Annotated in this window: 19 protein-coding genes; 11 read left to right on the top strand and 8 right to left on the bottom strand. The window is 66.8% G+C overall.

The features are described from left to right. Positions 1–13 precede the first annotated feature (13 nt). The 3 genes from arr to G3N98_RS05730 all read left to right on the top strand — a co-directional run bounded on the left by arr (position 14) and on the right by G3N98_RS05730 (position 1672). Entirely contained in the window at positions 14–409 is a 396-nt protein-coding gene (gene arr / locus G3N98_RS05740) for an NAD(+)--rifampin ADP-ribosyltransferase (RefSeq protein WP_089426786.1), read from the top strand. Positions 410–567: 158 nt separating this feature from the next. Then, positions 568–1251: a lytic transglycosylase domain-containing protein gene (locus G3N98_RS05735; protein WP_206147547.1), complete on the top strand. Its 684-nt coding sequence runs from the start codon at positions 568–570 to the stop codon at positions 1249–1251. A gap of 22 nt (positions 1252–1273) precedes the next feature. Next, the gene (locus tag G3N98_RS05730; protein ID WP_089426784.1) at positions 1274–1672 is read left to right on the top strand and encodes a lysozyme inhibitor LprI family protein; all 399 of its coding nucleotides are present in this window, start codon (positions 1274–1276) and stop codon (positions 1670–1672) included. Between the two features lie 22 nt (positions 1673–1694). On the opposite strand, the gene G3N98_RS05725 is transcribed toward G3N98_RS05730, so the two are convergent. Continuing rightward, entirely contained in the window at positions 1695–2570 is an 876-nt protein-coding gene (locus G3N98_RS05725; protein WP_206147546.1) for a LysR family transcriptional regulator, read from the bottom strand. 172 nt (positions 2571–2742) lie between these two features. On the opposite strand from G3N98_RS05725, the gene G3N98_RS05720 reads away from it, so the two are divergent. Further along, positions 2743–3816, top strand: a complete 1074-nt coding sequence (locus G3N98_RS05720; protein WP_089475495.1) for an alkene reductase — start codon at positions 2743–2745, stop codon at positions 3814–3816. A gap of 153 nt (positions 3817–3969) precedes the next feature. Here G3N98_RS05720 and G3N98_RS05715 read toward each other — a convergent pair whose 3' ends face one another. Continuing rightward, the gene (locus G3N98_RS05715) at positions 3970–4710 is read right to left on the bottom strand and encodes a hypothetical protein (protein ID WP_206147545.1); all 741 of its coding nucleotides are present in this window, start codon (positions 4708–4710) and stop codon (positions 3970–3972) included. Positions 4711–4802: 92 nt separating this feature from the next. Here G3N98_RS05715 and G3N98_RS05710 point away from each other — a divergent pair, with 92 nt between their 5' ends. Then, positions 4803–5039, top strand: a complete 237-nt coding sequence (locus tag G3N98_RS05710; RefSeq protein WP_206147544.1) for a hypothetical protein — start codon at positions 4803–4805, stop codon at positions 5037–5039. 130 nt (positions 5040–5169) lie between these two features. Here the strand turns inward: G3N98_RS05710 and G3N98_RS05705 are convergent, their stop codons facing one another. Genes G3N98_RS05705 through G3N98_RS05680 form a run of 6 tightly spaced genes read right to left on the bottom strand, consistent with a single transcriptional unit; the run spans position 5170 to position 12214 of the window. Next, on the bottom strand, positions 5170–5610 hold the full coding sequence (locus G3N98_RS05705; RefSeq protein ID WP_011354099.1) for a dihydroneopterin aldolase: 441 nt from the start codon (positions 5608–5610) through the stop codon (positions 5170–5172). After that, positions 5607–6239, bottom strand: a complete 633-nt coding sequence (locus G3N98_RS05700) for a sarcosine oxidase subunit gamma (protein WP_089426779.1) — start codon at positions 6237–6239, stop codon at positions 5607–5609. Before G3N98_RS05700 ends, G3N98_RS05705 begins: the two co-directional genes overlap by 4 nt. Next, a complete protein-coding gene (locus G3N98_RS05695) occupies positions 6229–9240 on the bottom strand; it encodes a sarcosine oxidase subunit alpha family protein (protein ID WP_206147543.1) in 3012 nt (1003 codons plus the stop codon). The genes G3N98_RS05700 and G3N98_RS05695 overlap by 11 nt, the downstream gene beginning before the upstream one ends. Then, positions 9237–9536, bottom strand: a complete 300-nt coding sequence (locus G3N98_RS05690) for a sarcosine oxidase subunit delta (protein ID WP_089433164.1) — start codon at positions 9534–9536, stop codon at positions 9237–9239. Before G3N98_RS05690 ends, G3N98_RS05695 begins: the two co-directional genes overlap by 4 nt. A 31-nt stretch (positions 9537–9567) precedes the next feature. Then, entirely contained in the window at positions 9568–10812 is a 1245-nt protein-coding gene (locus G3N98_RS05685) for a sarcosine oxidase subunit beta family protein (protein ID WP_006480591.1), read from the bottom strand. A gap of 16 nt (positions 10813–10828) precedes the next feature. After that, the gene (locus tag G3N98_RS05680) at positions 10829–12214 is read right to left on the bottom strand and encodes an L-serine ammonia-lyase (RefSeq protein ID WP_089426777.1); all 1386 of its coding nucleotides are present in this window, start codon (positions 12212–12214) and stop codon (positions 10829–10831) included. 289 nt (positions 12215–12503) lie between these two features. Here G3N98_RS05680 and G3N98_RS05675 point away from each other — a divergent pair, with 289 nt between their 5' ends. From G3N98_RS05675 to G3N98_RS05650, 6 genes are all read left to right on the top strand, one after another. Continuing rightward, complete coding sequence (locus G3N98_RS05675) at positions 12504–13571, top strand: GlxA family transcriptional regulator (protein ID WP_089475702.1); 1068 nt, start codon at positions 12504–12506, stop codon at positions 13569–13571. Between the two features lie 189 nt (positions 13572–13760). Further along, complete coding sequence (locus G3N98_RS05670; protein WP_011354089.1) at positions 13761–14465, top strand: FadR/GntR family transcriptional regulator; 705 nt, start codon at positions 13761–13763, stop codon at positions 14463–14465. A 49-nt stretch (positions 14466–14514) separates the two neighbouring features. Beyond that, positions 14515–15405 (top strand): L-threonate dehydrogenase, encoded by an 891-nt coding sequence (gene ltnD / locus G3N98_RS05665; protein ID WP_206147542.1) that lies wholly within the window; start codon positions 14515–14517, stop codon positions 15403–15405. Positions 15406–15424: 19 nt separating this feature from the next. After that, positions 15425–16723, top strand: coding sequence for a 3-oxo-tetronate kinase (gene otnK, locus G3N98_RS05660; RefSeq protein WP_206147541.1), 1299 nt, complete (start codon positions 15425–15427; stop codon positions 16721–16723). Continuing rightward, entirely contained in the window at positions 16720–17358 is a 639-nt protein-coding gene (locus tag G3N98_RS05655; RefSeq protein WP_206147540.1) for an aldolase, read from the top strand. Before otnK ends, G3N98_RS05655 begins: the two co-directional genes overlap by 4 nt. 112 nt (positions 17359–17470) lie before the next feature. Beyond that, complete coding sequence (locus tag G3N98_RS05650) at positions 17471–18796, top strand: MFS transporter (RefSeq protein WP_166888068.1); 1326 nt, start codon at positions 17471–17473, stop codon at positions 18794–18796. Positions 18797–18832: the final 36 nt, after the last annotated feature.

Below are 18832 nucleotides of genomic sequence, written 5' to 3'. Positions count from 1 at the left end.
GAAGGGGGAAACCATGACCGTTTCGGACACCGGCCCGTTTTTTCATGGCACGAAAGCGGATTTGCGGATCGGCGATTTGCTGACGGCAGGCTTCCGATCGAATTATCGCGATGACGTCGTGATGAATCACATCTACTTCACGGCCTTGCCCAAAGGCGCCGGCCTGGCTGCGGAAATGGCCAAAGGCGACGGCCGACCGCGGGTCTACATCGTCGAACCCACCGGCGAATTCGAAAACGACCCGAACGTCACGGACAAGAAATTCCCGGGCAATCCGACGCGATCGTACCGGAGCACATCGCCTTTGAAGATCGTCGGCGAGCTCGAAAGCTGGGAACCCTACGATCCGGCGTTCATCCAGCAGCTCAGAATCCGCATCGAAACCGGCATCGGCGAGATCATCAACTAGCGTTCGTCCGGACTCCGATGCGTGTCCGCGCAACGATCGGTTCCTCGATCGGCTCGCCGCGACACAAGCCTACATGCCGCTTTCATTCGAACCGGCACTCGACCGCCGGCGGCAATTGGCCGATATACTAGGCGCCTTCCCATTCCCCGCACTCCACCATGCGACGGTTTCTCTGGCTGATCGTGCTTTCGCTCGGCATCGCGCAACAGGCGTCGGCGCAGCAAGCGCCCGCACTGCCTGCGTCCGCGCCCGAAGCAGCCGCATCGGCGCCGTCCGTCGCCTCCGCGCCGCTCGCCGACGCCAACGATCAGCCGAACGAAGCAAACCGCCGCATCACGTCCTACCTGACGAAGAAGTTCGGCGTCGCGAAGGAACGGGCCGCGAAGCTCGCCGATATCGTGAGCGTCACTGCGACGAAATATTCACTGCCTCCCGCACTCGTTTACGCCATTATTTCGATCGAATCGCGCTTCCAGGAAAAGGCGCGCGGCCAGCACGGCGCGACCGGGCTGATGCAGGTCGTGCCGACCGCGCACCGCGGCCTGGTGCGCAACGTGAAGGACCTGACCGACCCGAACGCGAACGTCGAAGTGGGCTCCGCGATCCTGTCGGGCTACGTGAGGGCGGCCGGGGGCGACGTGCGGGCCGGCCTGAGAAGCTACAGCGGCGGTTCGAACGCGTATGCGGCGAAGGTGATGCAGCGCGTCGATTCGTTCCGCTTCGTGCTTGAACCTGACGACGACGCGAAAGCCTCGAATCCTGCGAATTCCGCGAACGATGCGAAGGCCCGCATGGTGCCGGTCAGCGAAAGGACGAGCCCGACGTCGGCCCGCGCCAACTAGTCTCCCCCTTCGATCGACGCGCATGCGCCACGCCACCCGCTTCCTTGCTGTTGCCGCGCTGGCGATCGGCCACACCACCGCGTTTGCCGCCGTCGATTGCGAGAAACACGCGCTGACGATGAACGACGTACGGACCTGCGTACTCGGTCAGAACGATCAGGCCGTCGAGCGCGCGTACCGGTCGCTCGAGCACAAGCTCAAGCAGCGCAACCCCGATGCCGCCAGCGCGCTCGCGAAGTCGCAGGCAAGCTGGACCCGCTTCGCCGACGACACCTGCGACTACGTGAAAGCCGCCAATCCGCAGCAGATGATCCCGGAAGACGCGCGGATGAACTGCTGGGTCGATTTCAGCCAGGCACGCGTGCGCATCCTGAAGAAATGGGAAGCGCAGCTGGACGCACCGCCACCGGCGCAGAACTGAACGACGAACGGCTACCCGCCCGTCACGCCTGCGCGAAGCGCTCCCGCAAGAACTCGATGAAATGCTGCGTCTTCGCGGGCAGCAGCCGCGTTTCCGTCATCGCGTAGACCGGAATCGGCTCGCCCTCCCATGCGGGCATCACGCGGCGCAGCCGGCCGGCGGCCAGGTCGTCCGCGACGATCGCCTCGGACAGCACGATGATGCCCGCATCGAGCGTGGCCAGGCGCCGCAGCATGCCGACGCTGTTTCCCGCGAAACGACTGCTCACTGGCACCGCGACGGAGTGCGTGCCGTCATGCAGCGTCCACGTGCCGGCCCTCGCCAGGCTGAGGCACGCGTGCCGCGCCAGGTCGTCCGGCGTGCGCGGCTCGCCCTCGCGCGCGAGATAGCCGGGCGACGCATAAAGGTAGTTCCCGAGCGTGGCCAGCCGCCGCGCGATCAGTTGAGAATCGTCGGAATCGCCCAAGCGGATCGCCACGTCGAACGGTTCGCTCACCAGATCGACCCGCCGCGACGTCAGCTCGAAATCGAATGTCAGCTTCGGGTAACGCGTCGAGAACTCGACGATCAGCGGCGCCAGGTAGGTCACCGCGAAATCGACCGGAAACGACGCACGCAACACGCCGGTCGGCTCCGCCAGCAACCCGCCGAGCTGCTCGTGCGCGAGCCGCGCCTCGTCGACGATGCGCTTGCAGCGCTCGAAGTAGAGCTGGCCGGCCTCGGTTAGTTCGATCCGGCGCGTCGTGCGATGCAGCAGCCGCAGCCCGATCGCCTTCTCCAGCGCGCTGATGCGCCGCGACAGCGTCGAGTTCGGCATCCCCAGCGTCTCCGCCGCACTGCGAAACCCCTTCGCCTTCACGACTTCGACGAACAGCGCCATGTCGTTCAGCAGTTCCATGCCCACTGCTCCATCAATGGATCAATGTTATCCAGATTACCCGGTTTATCCCGAAAAGGAAGCAATGGATGATGGGTGCGTGGAGGCGAGGTCGGCACACCCGTGCGCGGCCGGCGCCCGAGGCAGCACCGACCCGGTGCCACCGTCCCGACTCTCGAGGAGCTGACGCATCATGAGCCAACTGTTCACCCCGGTCCGCGTGGGCCGATATACGCTGGAAAACCGCCTGGTCATGGCGCCGATGACCCGCAGCCGCGCCGCCTTCGACGGCACGCCCGGCGAATGGGCCGCCGAGTATTACGCGCAGCGATCGAGCCTCGGACTGATCGTCAGCGAAGGCACGCAGCCGTCGGACGACGGGCAAGGCTACCTGACGACGCCCGGCATCTATACCGACGCGCACGTCGCCGGCTGGAAGGCGATCAGCGACCGCGTGCATGCCCGTGGCGGCCGGTTGTTCATCCAGCTGATGCACGTCGGGCGCATGTCACATCCCGACAATACGCCGCATCACCGGCAGGCCGTCGCGCCGTCGGCGATCGCGCCGAATGCGCAGATGTTCACGATGAAGGGGATGCTGGACATCCCCGCGCCGCGCGCGCTGACGCTCGACGAAGTGCGCGAGACCGTGAACGACTTCCGCATCGCCGCGCGCCGCGCGATCGAGGCGGGTGCCGACGGTGTCGAGATCCACGGCGCGAACGGCTACCTGATCCAGCAGTTCTTCGCGCCGAATGCCAACACGCGCACCGACGCGTACGGCGGCTCGATCGAGAACCGTGCGCGCTTCGCGATCGAGGTCGCCACGGCGATCGCCGACGAGATCGGCGCGGATCGCACGGCCATCCGCGTGTCGCCCGGCAATACGCTGGGCGGCCTCGACGAAGGTGCGGAGGGGCCGGACCTGTATCGCCATCTCGCGACGGAACTCGACCGGCTCGGCCTCGCCTACCTGCACGTGATGCATCAGGGCAACGAAGCGCTGCTGGCCGACCTGCGCGCGCGCTGGAGCGGCACGCTGATCCTGAACCGTCCGGGCCGCACGCGCGACGCGATCGGCACGGACGTGACGTCGGGGCTGGCCGATCTCGAAGCGTACGGGCAGATGGTGCTGGCGAATCCGGATTTCGTGACGCGGGTGAAGACCGGCGCGCCGATGAACGACGCGCGGCGCGAAACGTTCTTCGGCGGCGATGCGCGCGGGTATGTCGACTATCCGGCGCTGGATGGGGTGGCTGCGGCTTGATGCTGTCGCACGGAGCGATAGCTGCGATACGCCTGAAACGTCTCGCAGCTATCGCAGGTGGTCCGCTCGATATCCGTCAAAAGCCAAACGTTTCATTGCTCCCCACCTATCACTTTGAACGGAGCAGGAGAATGGTGAAGCGGAGGCAACTGATCAATCGGCATTTCGCATGGCATCCGGTATCCGGTATGTGCCATCGCGATAGTCGAGTGTCATGTTACGGTGTTGAGCGGGTGACGTGCGACCCGAGCATTTATCGACCTCGAGCCGGTTCACGCGCTCGACGTACTTTTCGCTGACCCGCAAAACGGCATAGCCTTGCGTGTCTGGCGGGCCGAGTGCGAGTGTGCGTGACGTTTCTGAAATGCTGGTACAAGGACCATCGCGGTCGCCCGTCCAATCGCTCACGATCAGGCGGTCCAACACCGTGCGCAAATGCTGCCCATCGATCAAATAGAGACTCAGCGTAGCGATGCCCGACATATCCGCGGGCGGGCCGCCAGACGACTTCAGGCGCACGCCGAAGGCACGTTGAGTGGAGGTCAGCTGATAGCGCGCCGTGTCGAGGTCGATGCCCTCAAAATAGTGATCCTCGGCATAGCGAATCGCCGATCGCTGAAACCGATGCGTGACAATCGCACCCGTAGCCGTATCGGCAACCACTACTTCGATGTCGACGACGTTCGGCCCGTCGGCGCTGCCTTTCTGCATCAGCGGTAACGCCCCGATCGTCAGCGCCGCGTTCGCAGGCCAGACCTTGCAAACCGCGTGCGTAGCATCCAGCGTATGGCCGGGATGGAGTCGCGCCGACCAGTTCTGAAGGTTATCACTGCACCCGGCATGTGCGATGAGCGGCGCCAAAGCGGCAACAACGAAAATCACAGCGCGTTTCATTATCGCCTTCCCGATGGACTTCGTGAATATTTCCCAATAGCGAATAGTACGTGGGAAACATCGCACTGCGATCAGAGGAAGTTCGACGGTGATTGGAACAGGTCGTGCCGGGGCGGCACAACACAATCTTGAAAAGATCGCCGTTGACGGTTGCCGCGACGATCGACGCGCGCACGCAAAGCACGGCGGAACCCGCAATGGCATTGCCGCTGGCATGGCTCGTAGAGGACGGCACCGCGAACACTGGCCTGCAAGGCCAGCGCAAGCTGCTGGAGCGGGGCCGAAGCGGGTCGCCCAAGAGCGCTCGCGTTATACGTGACGGCGAGTGAACGTCTCATTGTTCCGATATTTCAGGAACAATGCCGACTACATTCACCGCACACCCATTGTTCTCATATTTCAGGAACAAAGAGAAATGCACGGCAAACCAGATACACCGGCTTGCCGTGTCATCACGCCTCAAAACTGCCCCGCCGCCCCCGTCCACCGCAAATAATCCCCGCGTGTCCAGTCGAGCGACACGCCGACCCGCTTCGTGCCGGGCCGGATCTTCGGCTTGTACACCGACAGCGTCAGCGACTCCAGCGCCGGCCATTCACGGAACGACAGCACCGCGATATCGGCGACGAGCGTCTCGAGCAGCCGCGTATGCGGCTTGTGCGACAGGAATGCGGCAAGGCGCGCGCAATAACCGTCGTAATCGATCCACTCGCCCTGCTCGCTCGGCTCGCACCGGTAACCGAGCCGTGCATCGATCACGATCGGCTGCGGCGCTTCATGCTCGTGTGCATGAATGCCGATCCGCGCGGGCACCTTCAGTTCGTCGACGAACACGCTCCAGCCGCGCCCGCGCAGGCGCGGCGCGTCGATCGCCACGAACGGTTCGTCGAACGGCTTCATGATGCGAGCGGCGCGGCCGCGTCGAGCATGATGCGCACGAAGTAGTCGGCGAAGCTGCGACGCACGACGATCTCGAACGCATCGTCACCGGTCGGGATCAGCACGATCGACGACTTGAAGTAATGCGACTGCGCGCACTGGCCCGGCTTGAACGCACGCGGATGGAGATCGAGCGGACAGCCGCGCGCGAGCACGTCGCGCACGCGTTCGCCGCTGATCTCGACCACCGTATAGCCGCTGCCGACATCGACGGCCGCCGAATACGTGCCCTGCACGGCTTCCGCGAGCTTCGCTTCGAGCACGCCCGCCGGCACGGGTCCGTTCGAGCGCACGAGCCACTCGTCGGGGCCGAGCCACAGCACGTCGTACTCGGCGCCGCGCGCGACCGTGTTCGGCGCCGCGGGCGGCCGGCAGCCGACCACGCGCTCGAACGCGCTCACGAACGCCGGATCGCTCAACTCGCCGCGCACGTTGACGAGATCGAGGAACGGCCGCTCGCGCAGCGTGAACTTCTTCGAGGCGCGCGCCTGGTGCGGCTTCAGCACGTCGGCCGCGCCGACGAACGGCGATTCAAGCGTCACGCCGCCCGCGCCCGCCACCTGCGTCTGGTTTCTGGTTTCATTCCACATGCTGGCGCACCCCTTCGGTATCGTAGAAAACCGGGCTCGAGATCGTCGCGGTGATGCGCTTGCCGTTGGCCAGCGGAATCACGACGCTCTCGCCCATCTTGTTCAGGCCGCCCTTCACCACCGCGAGCGCGATCGAGCGCTTCAGGATCGGGCTGTAGTAGCTCGACGTCACGTGGCCGAGCATCGGCGTCGGATCGACCGCCGACACCTGCGTGTCCTTCGCGATGATCTGCGCGCCTTCCGGCAGCACGAACTGTTCGTCCTCGGTCAGCAGGCCGACGAACTGCTTGCGGCCTTCCTTCGCGGTGTCCGAGCGCGCGAGCGAACGCTTGCCGAGGAAGTCCTTCGACTTCGCGACGACGCCGCCCATCCCGAGGTCGTACGGCGTGATCGAGCCGTCGGTATCCTGGCCGACGATGATGTAGCCCTTCTCCGCGCGCAGCACGTGCATCGTTTCGGTGCCGTACGGCGTGATGTCGAACTCGGCGCCGGCCGCCATCAGCGCTTCCCACACCGCGCGGCCCGCATTCGCCGGCACGTTCACTTCATAGGCGAGCTCGCCCGAGAAGCTGATCCGCATCACGCGCGCCTTCGCACCTGCAACCGTGCCGTTCCGGTAGCTCATGAACGGGAACGCCTCGTTGCCGAAATCGATGTCCTGGCACACCTTCTGCACGACCTTGCGGCTCTTCGGGCCGACCACCGCGAACGTCGCCCAGTGATCGGTCACCGACGACAGCCGCACCTTCATGTCGGGCCATTCGGTCTGCAGCCAGCGCTCGAGCCACGTCAGCACGCGCGCCGCGCCGCCCGTCGTGGTCGTCATCATGAAATGCTGGTCGGCGAGGCGCACCGTCACGCCGTCGTCGAACACCATCCCGTTCTCGTCGAGCATCAGCCCGTAGCGGCACTTGCCCACTTCGAGCTTGTTCCACGGGTTCGTGTACATCCAGTTCAGCAGCTTCACCGCGTCCGGACCCTGGATGTCGATCTTGCCGAGCGTCGACGCGTCGAGGATGCCGACGCTGTTGCGCACCGCGAGGCATTCGCGCTTCACGGCCGCATGGAGATCTTCGCCGTTCTTCGGGAAGTACCACGGCCGCTTCCAGTTGCCGACGTCCTCGAACAGCGCGCCGTGCTCGACGTGCCACTCGTGCACGCAGGTCTTGCGGATCGGATCGAGGAAATCGCCGAGCTCGCGGCCCGCGAACGTGCCGAACGACACCGGCGTGTAGTTCGGGCGGAACGTCGTCGTGCCCGTTTCCGGAATCGTCTTGCCGAGCGCCCCCGCGAGGATCGCCATCCCGTTGATGTTGCCGAGCTTGCCCTGGTCGGTGCCGAAGCCCATCGCCGTGTAGCGCTTCACGTGCTCGACCGACTCGAAGCCTTCGCGTGCGGCCAGCAGGATGTCCGCGGCCGACACGTCGTTCTGGAAGTCGACGAACTGCTTCGGCCCGCGTGCCGCGGCTTCGCGGCTCCCGACCAGCCACAGCGGCTGCAGTGCGCCTTCGACGGTTTCCGCGACCTGCGGCGCGACCGCGCGCTGCGCAGCGGTGAAACCCGCTGCCTTCGCGGCTTCCACGCCCGCATCGACCGCGAGCCGCAGCGCGCGCGCCAGGCCGAATTCGCCGGCTGCTGCGCCGATGCTCGCTTCCGCCTGCACGGGCTTGCCCGGCAGGAAGCAGGCCTTCTCGTCGTTCCAGCAGGCCTTGCCGCCCGACTGCGCGAACAGGTGCAGCACCGGGCTGAAGCCGCCCGACATCGCGACGAGGTCGCACGGCAGCGTCTGCAGCTTGCCGCCGGTCTGGCCGTTCGAGTAGGACGCGACGTCGACCGACGATACGCGCCACTTGCCCGATGCACCCGTCACGACCGCGCCGCTCATCACCGTCACGCCCTGCCGCTTCGCGGCGGCCGGCAGCGCACCGTTCGACGACGCGCGCGAATCGACGACCGTCACCTTCGCGCCGCACGCCTTCAGGTCGAGCGCGGTCTGGTACGCGCGATCGTTGTTCGTGAACACGACCGCGTTGCGGCCCGGCAGCACGCCGAAGCGATGCACGTAGGTGGACACCGCACCGGCGAGCATCACGCCCGGCAGGTCGTTGTTGCCGAACACGATCGGCCGCTCGTGCGCCCCGGTCGCGAGGATCACGCGCTTCGCGCGGACCTTCCACAGCAGTTCGCGCGTGCCCTTGCGCATCGACACCGGCAGGTGATCGGTCAGACGCTGCGTGACCGTCACGAGGTTGTGGTCCTGGTAGCCGAACGCGGTGCTGCGCGACAGGATCGTCACGTCGGGCAGCTTGCGCAGCTCGGCCTCGATCTTCTCGACCCATTGCAGCGCGGGCTTCGCGTCGATCTCGGCGCGGCACGACAGCAGGCTGCCGCCGAGTTCGCGCTGGTCGTCGACGAGGATCACGCGCGCGCCGGCCGTGGCCGCCGCATGCGCGGCCGCGAGGCCCGACGGGCCACCGCCGACCACGAGCACGTCGCAGTGCGCGTAGCACTTGTCGTAGCGATCGGCGTCGAGCGCTTCCGGCGCCTTGCCGAGGCCGGCCGCTTCGCGGATCTTCTCTTCGTACTTCGGCCACATGTTGCGCGGCCACATGAACGTCTTGTAATAGAAGCCGGCCGGCAGGAAGCGCGACAGCTTCTGGTTGATCGCGTACTTGTCGTTCTCGAGCGACGGCTCCGCGTTCACGCTGGACGCGACGAGCCCCTGGTACAGCTCGATCTCGGTCGCGCGTGCGTTCGGCACCGTGTACGGGCCCGATTCGAGCTGCACGACGGCGTTCGGTTCCGCGACGTCGGCCGTCACGATCCCGCGCGGACGGTGGTACTTGAAGCTGCGCGCGACGAAGTGCACGCCGTTCGCGAGCAGCGCGGACGCGAGCGTGTCGCCCTGGAAGCCCTGATACGTGCGGCCGTTGAACGTGAAGGTCAACGGAATCGCGCGATTGATGCGGCCACCGGTGCCGAGGCGGTCTTTCTGGCTCATTTGCTCGTGCCCTCTTCGTGTGCGTTGCCGGCAGCTTCGCCGCCGAACTTTTCGTAGCCCTTGATATCGTAGGTCACCGTGTCGCGGGTGGCCTTGAACCAGCGGCGGCAGCCCTGCGTGTGCAGCCATTGCTCCTTGTGCAGCCCACGCTTGTTCTCGCGCATGAACACGTACTCGCCCCATTCGCGGTCGGTCATGTTCTCGTTGTTCACGGGGCGCACGATATCGGCTTCACCGCCGCACGAGAACTCGGATTCGGCGCGCGGCCCGCACCACGGACATTCGATCAGCAACATGTTTCTTTCTCCTGTGTCTGTGCGGTAGCGGTCAGTGCGCGACGGCGGCGGCGCCGTGCTCGTCGATCAGGTGGCCCGTGTAGAAACGGTCGAGCGCGAACGGCGCGTTCAGCGGATGCGGTTCGTCGCGGGCGATCGTGTGCGCGAACACCCAGCCCGAGCCGGGCGTCGCCTTGAAGCCGCCGGTACCCCAGCCGCAGTTGAAATAGAGGCCCTTCACGTCGGTCTTGGTGATGATCGGGCACGCGTCCGGCGACACGTCGACGATGCCGCCCCACTGGCGGTTCATCCGCACGCGCGAGAACACCGGGAACATCTCGACGATCGCCTGCAGCGTGCTTTCGATGATGTGGAAGCTGCCGCGCTGGCCGAAGCCCGTGTACTGGTCGATGCCGGCGCCGATCACGAGGTCGCCCTTGTCGGACTGGCTGATGTACGCGTGCACCGCGTTCGACATGATCACCGAGTTGACGACCGGCTTGATCGGCTCGGACACCAGCGCCTGCAGCGGGTGGCTCTCGATCGGCAGGCGCACGCCGGCCATGTCGGCGAGCGTCGTCGTGTTGCCGGCCGCGACCACCGCGACCTTCTTCGCCTTGATGAAACCCTTCACCGTATCGACGCCGACGACCGCGCCGCCTTCGCGACGAATGCCCGTCACCTGGCAGTTCTGGATGATGTCGACACCCGCGCGGTCCGCGCCGCGTGCGAAGCCCCAGGCCACCGCGTCGTGACGCGCCACGCCCGCGCGGCGCTGGATCGACGCGCCGAGCACCGGGTAGCGGCTGTTCAGGTTGATGGTCGGCTCGATTTCCTTGATCTGCGCGGGCGTCAGGAATTCGGCGTCGACGCCGTTCAGCCGGTTCGCGTTCACGCGGCGCTCGGTGTCACGCACGTCCTGCAGCGTGTGGGCCAGGTTCATCACGCCGCGCTGGCTGAACATCACGTTGTAGTTCAGGTCCTGCGACAGCCCTTCCCACAGCTTCATCGCCTTCTCGTACAGCGCGGCCGATTCGTCCCACAGATAGTTCGAGCGGACGATCGTCGTGTTGCGCGCGGTGTTGCCGCCGCCGATCCAGCCCTTCTCGAGGATCGCGACGTTCGTGATCCCGTGCTCCTTCGCGAGGTAATACGCGGTCGCGAGGCCGTGGCCGCCGCCGCCGACGATCACGACGTCGTATTCCTTCTTCGGTTCCGGGCTCTTCCACTGCTTTTCCCAGTTCTCGTGATACGAGAGGCCGTTGCGGAACAGGCTGAATATCGAGTAGCGGCTCATGTGAGTGATCCTTCGTTTAGCATTCGATGACGTTCACGGCCAGACCGCCGCGCGACGTTTCCTTGTATTTCGTCTTCATGTCGGCGCCCGTCTCGCGCATCGTCTTGATGACCGAATCGAGCGACACGTAGTGCTGGCCGTTACCCTTGAGCGCCATGCGCGACGCGTTCAGCGCCTTGATCGCGCCCATCGCGTTGCGCTCGATGCACGGGATCTGAACGAGCCCGCCGACCGGGTCGCAGGTCATCCCGAGGTTGTGCTCCATGCCGATCTCGGCCGCGTTCTCGACCTGGTCGGGCGTGCCGCCCATCACCGCGGCGAGCGCGGCCGCGGCCATCGAGCACGCGACGCCCACTTCGCCCTGGCAACCGACTTCCGCGCCGGAGATCGACGCGGTTTCCTTGTAGATGATCCCGATCGCCGCGGCCGTCATCAGGAATTCGACGATGCCGGCTTCGTTCGAGCCCGGCACGAACTTCACGTAGTAGTGCAGCACCGCGGGGATCACGCCGGCCGCGCCGTTGGTCGGCGCGGTGACGACCCGGCCGCCCGCCGCGTTCTCCTCGTTGACGGCCATCGCATACAGGTTGACCCAGTCGAGCATCGACAACGGGTCGCGCAGCGACTCCTCCGAGCGCGCGCGCAGGCGATTGTTCAGCTCGGCCGCGCGGCGCTTCACGCGCATCGGGCCCGGCAGGTCGCCCTCGACCTTGCAGCCGCGCTCGACGCAGGCGGCCATCGTGCGCCAGATCGCGAGCAGCCCGGCGCGCACTTCGTCGGCGGGACGCAGCGCGCATTCGTTGCGCATCATCAGCTCGGCGATCGACAGCCCGTGTTCGCGGCACTGGCGCATCAGGTCGTCGCCGGTGCGGAACGGATACGGCACCTCGACCGCCGCGCGCACGCCGTTCACGCGATCGCCGTCGCGGTTCACGACGAAGCCGCCGCCGACCGAGTAATACTCTTTCTCGACGAGCAGCTGGCCGTGTTCGTCGAACGCCTGGAAGCGCATCCCGTTCGGGTGCACGATGCTCGTGCCGCTCATCAGCTTGCGATAGAAGCCGATGTGCTCCTTTTCCTCGAAGCGGACGGTCTGCTTGCCGAGCAGCGACAGCGATTTCTCCGCGCGGATCGCGGCGAGCCGCGGCTCGATCAGGTCCGGATCGATCGTGTCGGGCAGGTGGCCCTCGAGACCGAGCAGCACGGCCTTGTCGGTGCCGTGGCCCTTGCCGGTCGCGCCGAGCGAGCCGTATAGTTCGACCCGCACGCGGCGCACGAAACCGAGCAGGTTCGCGTCCTCCACGTGCGACGCGAAGCGGCACGCGGCGATCATCGGGCCGACCGTATGCGAACTGGACGGGCCGATGCCGATCTTGAACAGGTCGAAGACGCTGACGTTCATTGGCTTCCTCTGGGTGGCACACACGTGAAATGACGTTGGCGCCAGTACATCAAAGCGTAAAATCGGCCGATAGAACAAAAACGGCATCGGCGTGGGATACCGCCGCCAAGCGCCCTGCCGGCAGGACCGAAAGTGCGTTTTGGCGATGGTTCGCGACGGAAAACCACAAGTCGTGCCGGAACCGATCAGCGACGCTGGCTGCATCCGCCCCGCCCGGCCGCCGTATCCGCATGACCCGTATCAACAGACTGAGTGAGACCGCCCGCCCGGCGTGAAGAGATTGGCCGCGATGACAACCGACGTACCCGCTTCCCCCCTCGCAGAACCCACGCCGCGGCGTATCCGCTTCGGCATCGTGCTGCTGCCGAACTTCACGCTGACGGCCTTCTCCGGCTTCGTCGACATGCTGCGGCTGTCGGCGGACGACGGCGACTACAGCAAGCCCGTGCGCTGCGCGTGGAGCGTGATCGGCGAGACCCTCGCGCCGGTGCGCGCAAGCTGCGGGATCCAGATCACGCCGTGGGAAACGTTCGACGCGGCCGAGCCGTTCGACTATGTGGTGGTGGTCGGCGGGTTGCTGCATTCGGGGCCGCAGGCGGGCCCCGAGACGCTCGACTTCATCCGCCGCGCGGCGGCGGGCGGCGCGACGGTCGTCGGCATCTGCACCGGCGTGTTCACGCTGATGCGCGCCGGCGTGCTCGACGGCTACCGCACCTGCGTGAGCTGGTTCCACTACTGGGATTTCATCGAGCGCTTTCCGGCTGCCGATCCCGACCTGCTGATCGCCGACCGGCTGTTCGTGATCGACCGGCGCCGCATCACCTGCTCGGGCGGCCGCGCGTCGATCGACGTCGCCGCCGCGATCCTGCTGCGCCACTTCGATCACGCGACCGTGCAGAAGGCGCTGCGCATCCTGCTGGTCGGCGAGATGCAGAAAGGCAACGCGCCGCAGCCGCATCCGCCGGGCCTCGAGCCGGCGACGCACCCGAAGGTCAAGCGCGCGATTCTCCTGATGGAACAGCATGTCGGGCGTGCGCTGTCGCTCGACGAGCTCGCGAGCAAGCTCGATTTGTCGACGCGGCAGCTCGAGCGGCTGTTCAAGGCGGAAACGGGCAAGAGCCCGCAGGCGTTCGCGAAGCAGGTGCGGCTGCGCACGGCCGCGTGGCTGCTGACGAGCTCCGACCGCACGGTGGCCGATATCGCGTCGAGCTGCGGATTCGCCGATGCGTCGCACCTCGGGCGCGAATTCCGCAAGCAGTTCGGCGTGCCGCCTGCGACGTATCGGGAGCGTGGCGGGGAAGTGGCGGAAGCCGGCGCGGCAATCGCGGCGGACGCCGTCGAGGACATCGCCGACTGACGGCGACGGGCCCCCGCTCCTTTTCCAACCGTTCGCGCATCGACACTCGAACGCATCGGATTCGATTCAATTGGAACCGGTTCCAATCGATTTGGCCGACGTTGCGCTCCGTTAGCCGAGGGTTATCCCGGATGCAGACGCTCATTCAAATTTGTATGATGACCACATAACCTTACAAACCAGAGCGCCATGTTCGAGAAAATTCCCGCCCGCGCGATGAGCGACCATGTCGCGCAGCAACTGCTCAAGCAGATCGAAGTCGGCAGTTTCTCCGCCACCGGCAAGCTGCCGACGGAGGCCGTGCTCGCGCAGGAATTCGGCGTGAGCCGCACCGTGATCCGCGAGGCGATCTCGCGGCTGAAGAACGAAGGCGTGGTCGAGCCGCGCCAGGGCAGCGGCGTGTACGTGAACCAGCACGGCGCGATCCGGCCGCTGCGGATCGACTACGCGGAGGCCGTCGAAGCCACGTCGCTGCCGCACCTGCTCGCGGTGCGCCGCGCGATCGAGGCCGAGGTCGCCGCCGAAGCCGCGCTGAACCACACCGATGAAGACATGGCCGACATCGACGATGCGCTGCGCAAGATCGACGACGCGGTGGCCGAAGGGCGCGATGGCGTCGCGGAAGACGTCGCGTTCCACCGCACGATCGCGGCCGTCACCGGCAACCCGTATTTCCTGAAGACGCTGCAGTTCCTGAACCAATACCTCGAAGCCGGCGTGAAGGTCACGCGGCGCAACGAAGCGACGCGCGAGGACTTCTCGCGCCAGGTGCGCGAGGAACACGCGGCGATCGCCGACGCGATCCGCGCGCGCGACCCGATGGCCGCACGCAACGCGGCGCGCACGCACATGTACAACGCCGCCCGCCGCCTCGCGGAAGCCGGTATCTGCTGAACCCGGCGGCCGCCGCGCCGCCCCTCTCCCGAATCGATCAAGGTTGACCATGTCACGAAATGTTGGAGTCATCGGCCTGGGCGCGATGGGCCTCGGCGTCGCCCGCTCGCTGCTGCGCGCCGGCCTGCGCGTGCACGCATGCGACGTGCGCGACACGGTGCTGCAGGCGTTCGCCGCCGAAGGCGGCATCGCCTGCGCGACGCCGGCCGAACTCGGCGCGCAGTGCGACGTCGTCGTCACGCTCGTCGTCAACGCCGCGCAGACCGAAACGGTGCTGTTCGGCGAACACGGCGCGGTCGCGGCGATGAAGCCGGGCGGCGTCGTGATCGCCAGCGCAACCGTCGCGCCCGAATTCGCGGTCACGCTCGGCGCGCGCATCGAGGCGGCCGGCCTGCAGATGCTCGATGCGCCGGTATCCGGCGGCGCCGCGCGCGCGGCCTCCGGCGAGATGACGATGATGACGTCGGGCCCGGCCGCCGCGTATGCGGGCTGCGAGGACGTGCTCGCGGCGATCGCCGGCAAGGTCTATCGCCTCGGCGACGCGCACGGCATCGGCTCGAAAGTGAAGATCATCAACCAGCTGCTGGCCGGCGTGCACATCGCGGCGGCGGCCGAGGCGATGGCGCTCGGCCTGCGCGAAGGCGTCGATGCGGACGCGCTGTACGACGTGATCACGCACAGCGCCGGCAATTCGTGGATGTTCGAGAACCGCGTGCCGCACATCCTGAACGGCGACTACACACCGCTGTCGGCCGTCGACATCTTCGTGAAGGATCTCGGCCTCGTGCTCGATACCGCGCGCCGCAGCAAGTTCCCGCTGCCGCTGTCGGCCACCGCGCACCAGATGTTCATGAGCGCGTCGAGCGCCGGCCACGGCGGCGAGGACGATTCCGCCGTGATCAAGACTTTCCCCGGCATCACGCTGCCGCCCGCCCGCTGATTCGACCGACGTACTTGCCATGACCGCTTCCGCTTCCCGTCCCCTGCTCGGCTGCATCGCCGACGATTTCACCGGCGCGACCGATCTCGCGAACATGCTCGTGAAGAGCGGCATGCGCACCGTGCAGACGATCGGCGTGCCCGCCGACGGCGCCGCAGGCACCCCGCTCGACGCCGACGCGATCGTCGTCGCGCTGAAGTCGCGCACGATCCCCGCCGCCGACGCCGTCGCGCAATCGCTCGCCGCGTACGAATGGCTGCGCGCGCAAGGCTGCCGGCAGTTCTTCTTCAAGTACTGCTCGACGTTCGATTCGACCGACGCGGGCAACATCGGCCCCGTCGCCGATGCGCTGCTCGATGCGGCCGGCGGCGGCTTCACGATCGCGTGCCCGGCCTTCCCCGAGAACGGCCGCACGATCTATCGCGGCCACCTGTTCGTCGGCGACGTGCTGCTGAACGAATCCGGCATGGAGAACCATCCGCTCACGCCGATGAAGGACGCGAACCTCGTGCGCGTGCTGCAACGGCAGACGAAGTCGCCGGTCGGCCTGATCCGCTACGACACGATCGCGCTCGGCGCGGCCGCCGTGCGCACGCGGATCGAGCAACTGCGCGCGGAAGGCGTGCGCTTCGCGATCGCCGACGCGCTGTCGGACCGCGACCTCTACGTGCTCGGCGAAGCGTGCGCGGGCCTGCCGCTCGTCACCGGCGGCTCGGGCATCGCGCTCGGCCTGCCCGCGAATTTCCGTCGCGCGGAGCAACTGCCCGAACGCGACAACGCGGCGTCGCTGCCGCGCATCGACGGCCTGTCGGTCGTGCTCGCCGGCAGCGCGTCGAAGGCCACCAATGCCCAGGTCGCCGCATGGCGCGCCACGCGGCCGAGCTTCCGCATCGATCCGCTCGCGGCATCGCGCGGCGAACCCGTCGTCGACCAGGCACTCGCGTTCGCGCGCGCGCACCTGCCGCAGCCCGTGCTGATCTACGCGACCGCGACGCCCGACGAAGTGAAGGCCGTGCAGCAGGCGCTCGGCGTCGACGCGGCCGGCCATCTCGTCGAAGCCACGCTCGCGGCGATCGCGCGCGGCCTGCGTGATCTCGGCGTGCGCAAGTTCGTGGTCGCCGGCGGCGAAACGTCCGGCGCGGTCGTGCAGGCGCTCGACGTGAAGTCACTGCAGATCGGCACGCAGATCGACCCGGGCGTGCCGGCGACGGCCACCATCGACGCGCAGCCGCTCGGCCTCGCGCTGAAGTCCGGCAATTTCGGCGCCACGGACTTTTTCGACAAGGCGCTGCGCGCGCTGGACGGAGCCGCACGATGAGCGACGAAGCGAAACTGCGCGAAGAGATCTGCGTGGTCGGCGCGAGCCTGTATGCGCGCGGCCATGCGGTCGGCAGCGCGGGCAACATCAGCGCGCGCCTGCCCGACGGCTGGCTGATCACGCCGACCGATGCATGCCTCGGCCGGCTCGACCCGAACGACATCGCGAAAGTCGGCCTCGACGGCCAGCCCGTATCGGGCGGCAAGCCGTCGAAGACGCTCGCGCTGCATCGCGGCATCTACGCACGCAATGCCGAAGCGAACGGCGTCGTCCACACGCATTCGACGCATCTCGTCGCGCTGACACTCGCGGGCGTGTGGCGCGACACCGACGTGCTGCCGCCGATCACGCCGTACTACGTGATGAAGGTCGGCCACATTCCGCTGATCCGCTACCGCCGCCCCGGTGATCCGGCCGTTGCCGCCGAAGTCGCGGCGCTCGCCGATCAGGTGCGCGGCGTGCTGCTCGACCGCCTCGGCCCCGTGATGTGGGGACCGTCGGTGTCGCACGCGTCGTATGCGCTCGAGGAACTCGAGGAAACGGCGCGGCTGTGGCTGATGACGCACCCGAAACCCGAGCCGCTCGACGACGCCGCGCTGGACGAACTACGCGCCAGCTTCGGCGCGCGCTGGTAGCGGCGCGCCGCGCAACGATTCCCATGCCCGCCGTGTGCGCGGGCCCTTCCGTCAGCACACACACGACCGGCGACGTACGCGCCGCCGGCACACGACATCATTGGAGACGACGATGACTGCTCTCGACGCGGCCGCTGGCCGCTCGCCCGCCGCGCCCGCCCATGCCGCGGAACTCGACCGCACCTACAAGAAAGTGTTCTGGCGCATCGTGCCGTTCCTGATGCTCTGCTACGTGGTCGCGTATCTCGACCGCGTGAACGTCGGCTTCGCGAAGCTGCAGATGTCACAGGACCTCGCGTTCAGCGAAACGGTGTTCGGGCTCGGCGCCGGCATTTTCTTTCTGGGCTATTTTCTGTTCGAACTGCCAAGCAACCTGCTGATGCACCGCATCGGCGCACGCATCTGGATCGCACGAATCATGATCACGTGGGGCCTGCTGTCCGCGTTGTTCGCGTTCGTGCAGACGCCGACGCAGTTCTACGTGCTGCGCTTCCTGCTCGGCCTCGCGGAAGCCGGCTTCTATCCCGGCGTGATCCTGTACCTCACGTACTGGTTCCCGTCGCATCGCCGCGCGAAGATCATCGCGGTATTCATGTCCGCGATTCCCGTGTCGGGCATCTTCGGCAACCCGCTGTCGGGCTGGATCATGGAGCGCTTCCACGGCGGCTCGGGCTTCCACGGCTGGCAATGGATGTTCATGATCGAAGCCGTGCCGGCCGTGCTCGTCGGCATCGCGACGATCCTGTATCTCGACAACAGCATCCGCAGCGCGAAGTGGCTCGACGAGCGCGAGAAGCAGCTGCTGGAGGACGAGATCGCCGCGCAGCCGCAGGAACAGCAGAAGCACGGCCATTCGCTGAAGGCCGTGTTCGCGGACCCGCGCATGTGGTGGATGTCGCTGATCTACTTCGCGTTCGTCACCGGCCAGTACGGGCTCACGTTCTGGATGCCGACGCTCGTCAAGTCGACCGGCATCACCGATACGCTGCAGATCGGCCTGCTGTCGGCCATTCCGTTCCTCGTCGCGATCGTCGTGATGAACCTGTTCGGCCACAGCGCGGACAAGCGCCGCGAACGCCGCTGGCACCTGATCGTGCCGGCGCTGATGGGCGCGCTCGGGTTTGCGGTCGCCGCGTCGTACTCGCACAATACGGCGGTGTCGATCGTGTTCCTGTCGCTCGCGGCGGGCGGCGTGCTGACCTGCGCCCCGCTGTTCTGGTCGCTGCCGACCGCGTTCCTCGCGGGCTCCGCGGCCGCGGCCGGGATCGCGATCATCAACTCGGTCGGCAACCTCGCCGGGTTCGCGAGCCCGTACGTGATCGGTTACCTGAAGGACGTCACGCACAGCACCGCGTCCGGCATGTACGTGCTCGCCGCGATGCTCGTGATCGGCGCGATCGCGGTGTGGCTCACGCCCGCGAAACTCGTGAACCGCTGATTCGCCCCACGAACGATCCGGCCGCCATTCGACGCG

Origin of the sequence: Burkholderia sp. Tr-20390, from assembly GCF_017104595.1 — a bacterium.
Taxonomy (GTDB): domain Bacteria; phylum Pseudomonadota; class Gammaproteobacteria; order Burkholderiales; family Burkholderiaceae; genus Burkholderia.
This window is presented reverse-complemented; position numbering and strand designations above follow the sequence as displayed.

Bases quoted from the DNA above. Each gene is read 5' to 3' on its own strand.
- G3N98_RS05720 (WP_089475495.1), top strand. From the start codon at position 2,743: ATGAGCCAACTGTTCACCCCGGTCCGCGTGGGCCGATATACGCTGGAA.
- G3N98_RS05680 (WP_089426777.1), bottom strand. From the start codon at position 12,214: ATGAACGTCAGCGTCTTCGACCTGTTCAAGATCGGCATCGGCCCGTCC.
- G3N98_RS05730 (WP_089426784.1), top strand. From the start codon at position 1,274: ATGCGCCACGCCACCCGCTTCCTTGCTGTTGCCGCGCTGGCGATCGGC.
- G3N98_RS05715 (WP_206147545.1), bottom strand. From the start codon at position 4,710: ATGAAACGCGCTGTGATTTTCGTTGTTGCCGCTTTGGCGCCGCTCATC.
- G3N98_RS05685 (WP_006480591.1), bottom strand. From the start codon at position 10,812: ATGAGCCGCTACTCGATATTCAGCCTGTTCCGCAACGGCCTCTCGTAT.
- G3N98_RS05735 (WP_206147547.1), top strand. From the start codon at position 568: ATGCGACGGTTTCTCTGGCTGATCGTGCTTTCGCTCGGCATCGCGCAA.
- G3N98_RS05670 (WP_011354089.1), top strand. From the start codon at position 13,761: ATGTTCGAGAAAATTCCCGCCCGCGCGATGAGCGACCATGTCGCGCAG.
- otnK (WP_206147541.1), top strand. From the start codon at position 15,425: ATGACCGCTTCCGCTTCCCGTCCCCTGCTCGGCTGCATCGCCGACGAT.
- G3N98_RS05700 (WP_089426779.1), bottom strand. From the start codon at position 6,239: ATGTGGAATGAAACCAGAAACCAGACGCAGGTGGCGGGCGCGGGCGGC.
- G3N98_RS05690 (WP_089433164.1), bottom strand. From the start codon at position 9,536: ATGTTGCTGATCGAATGTCCGTGGTGCGGGCCGCGCGCCGAATCCGAG.
- G3N98_RS05650 (WP_166888068.1), top strand. From the start codon at position 17,471: ATGACTGCTCTCGACGCGGCCGCTGGCCGCTCGCCCGCCGCGCCCGCC.
- G3N98_RS05705 (WP_011354099.1), bottom strand. From the start codon at position 5,610: ATGAAGCCGTTCGACGAACCGTTCGTGGCGATCGACGCGCCGCGCCTG.
- G3N98_RS05695 (WP_206147543.1), bottom strand. From the start codon at position 9,240: ATGAGCCAGAAAGACCGCCTCGGCACCGGTGGCCGCATCAATCGCGCG.
- ltnD (WP_206147542.1), top strand. From the start codon at position 14,515: ATGTCACGAAATGTTGGAGTCATCGGCCTGGGCGCGATGGGCCTCGGC.
- G3N98_RS05675 (WP_089475702.1), top strand. From the start codon at position 12,504: ATGACAACCGACGTACCCGCTTCCCCCCTCGCAGAACCCACGCCGCGG.
- arr (WP_089426786.1), top strand. From the start codon at position 14: ATGACCGTTTCGGACACCGGCCCGTTTTTTCATGGCACGAAAGCGGAT.
- G3N98_RS05725 (WP_206147546.1), bottom strand. From the start codon at position 2,570: ATGGAACTGCTGAACGACATGGCGCTGTTCGTCGAAGTCGTGAAGGCG.
- G3N98_RS05655 (WP_206147540.1), top strand. From the start codon at position 16,720: ATGAGCGACGAAGCGAAACTGCGCGAAGAGATCTGCGTGGTCGGCGCG.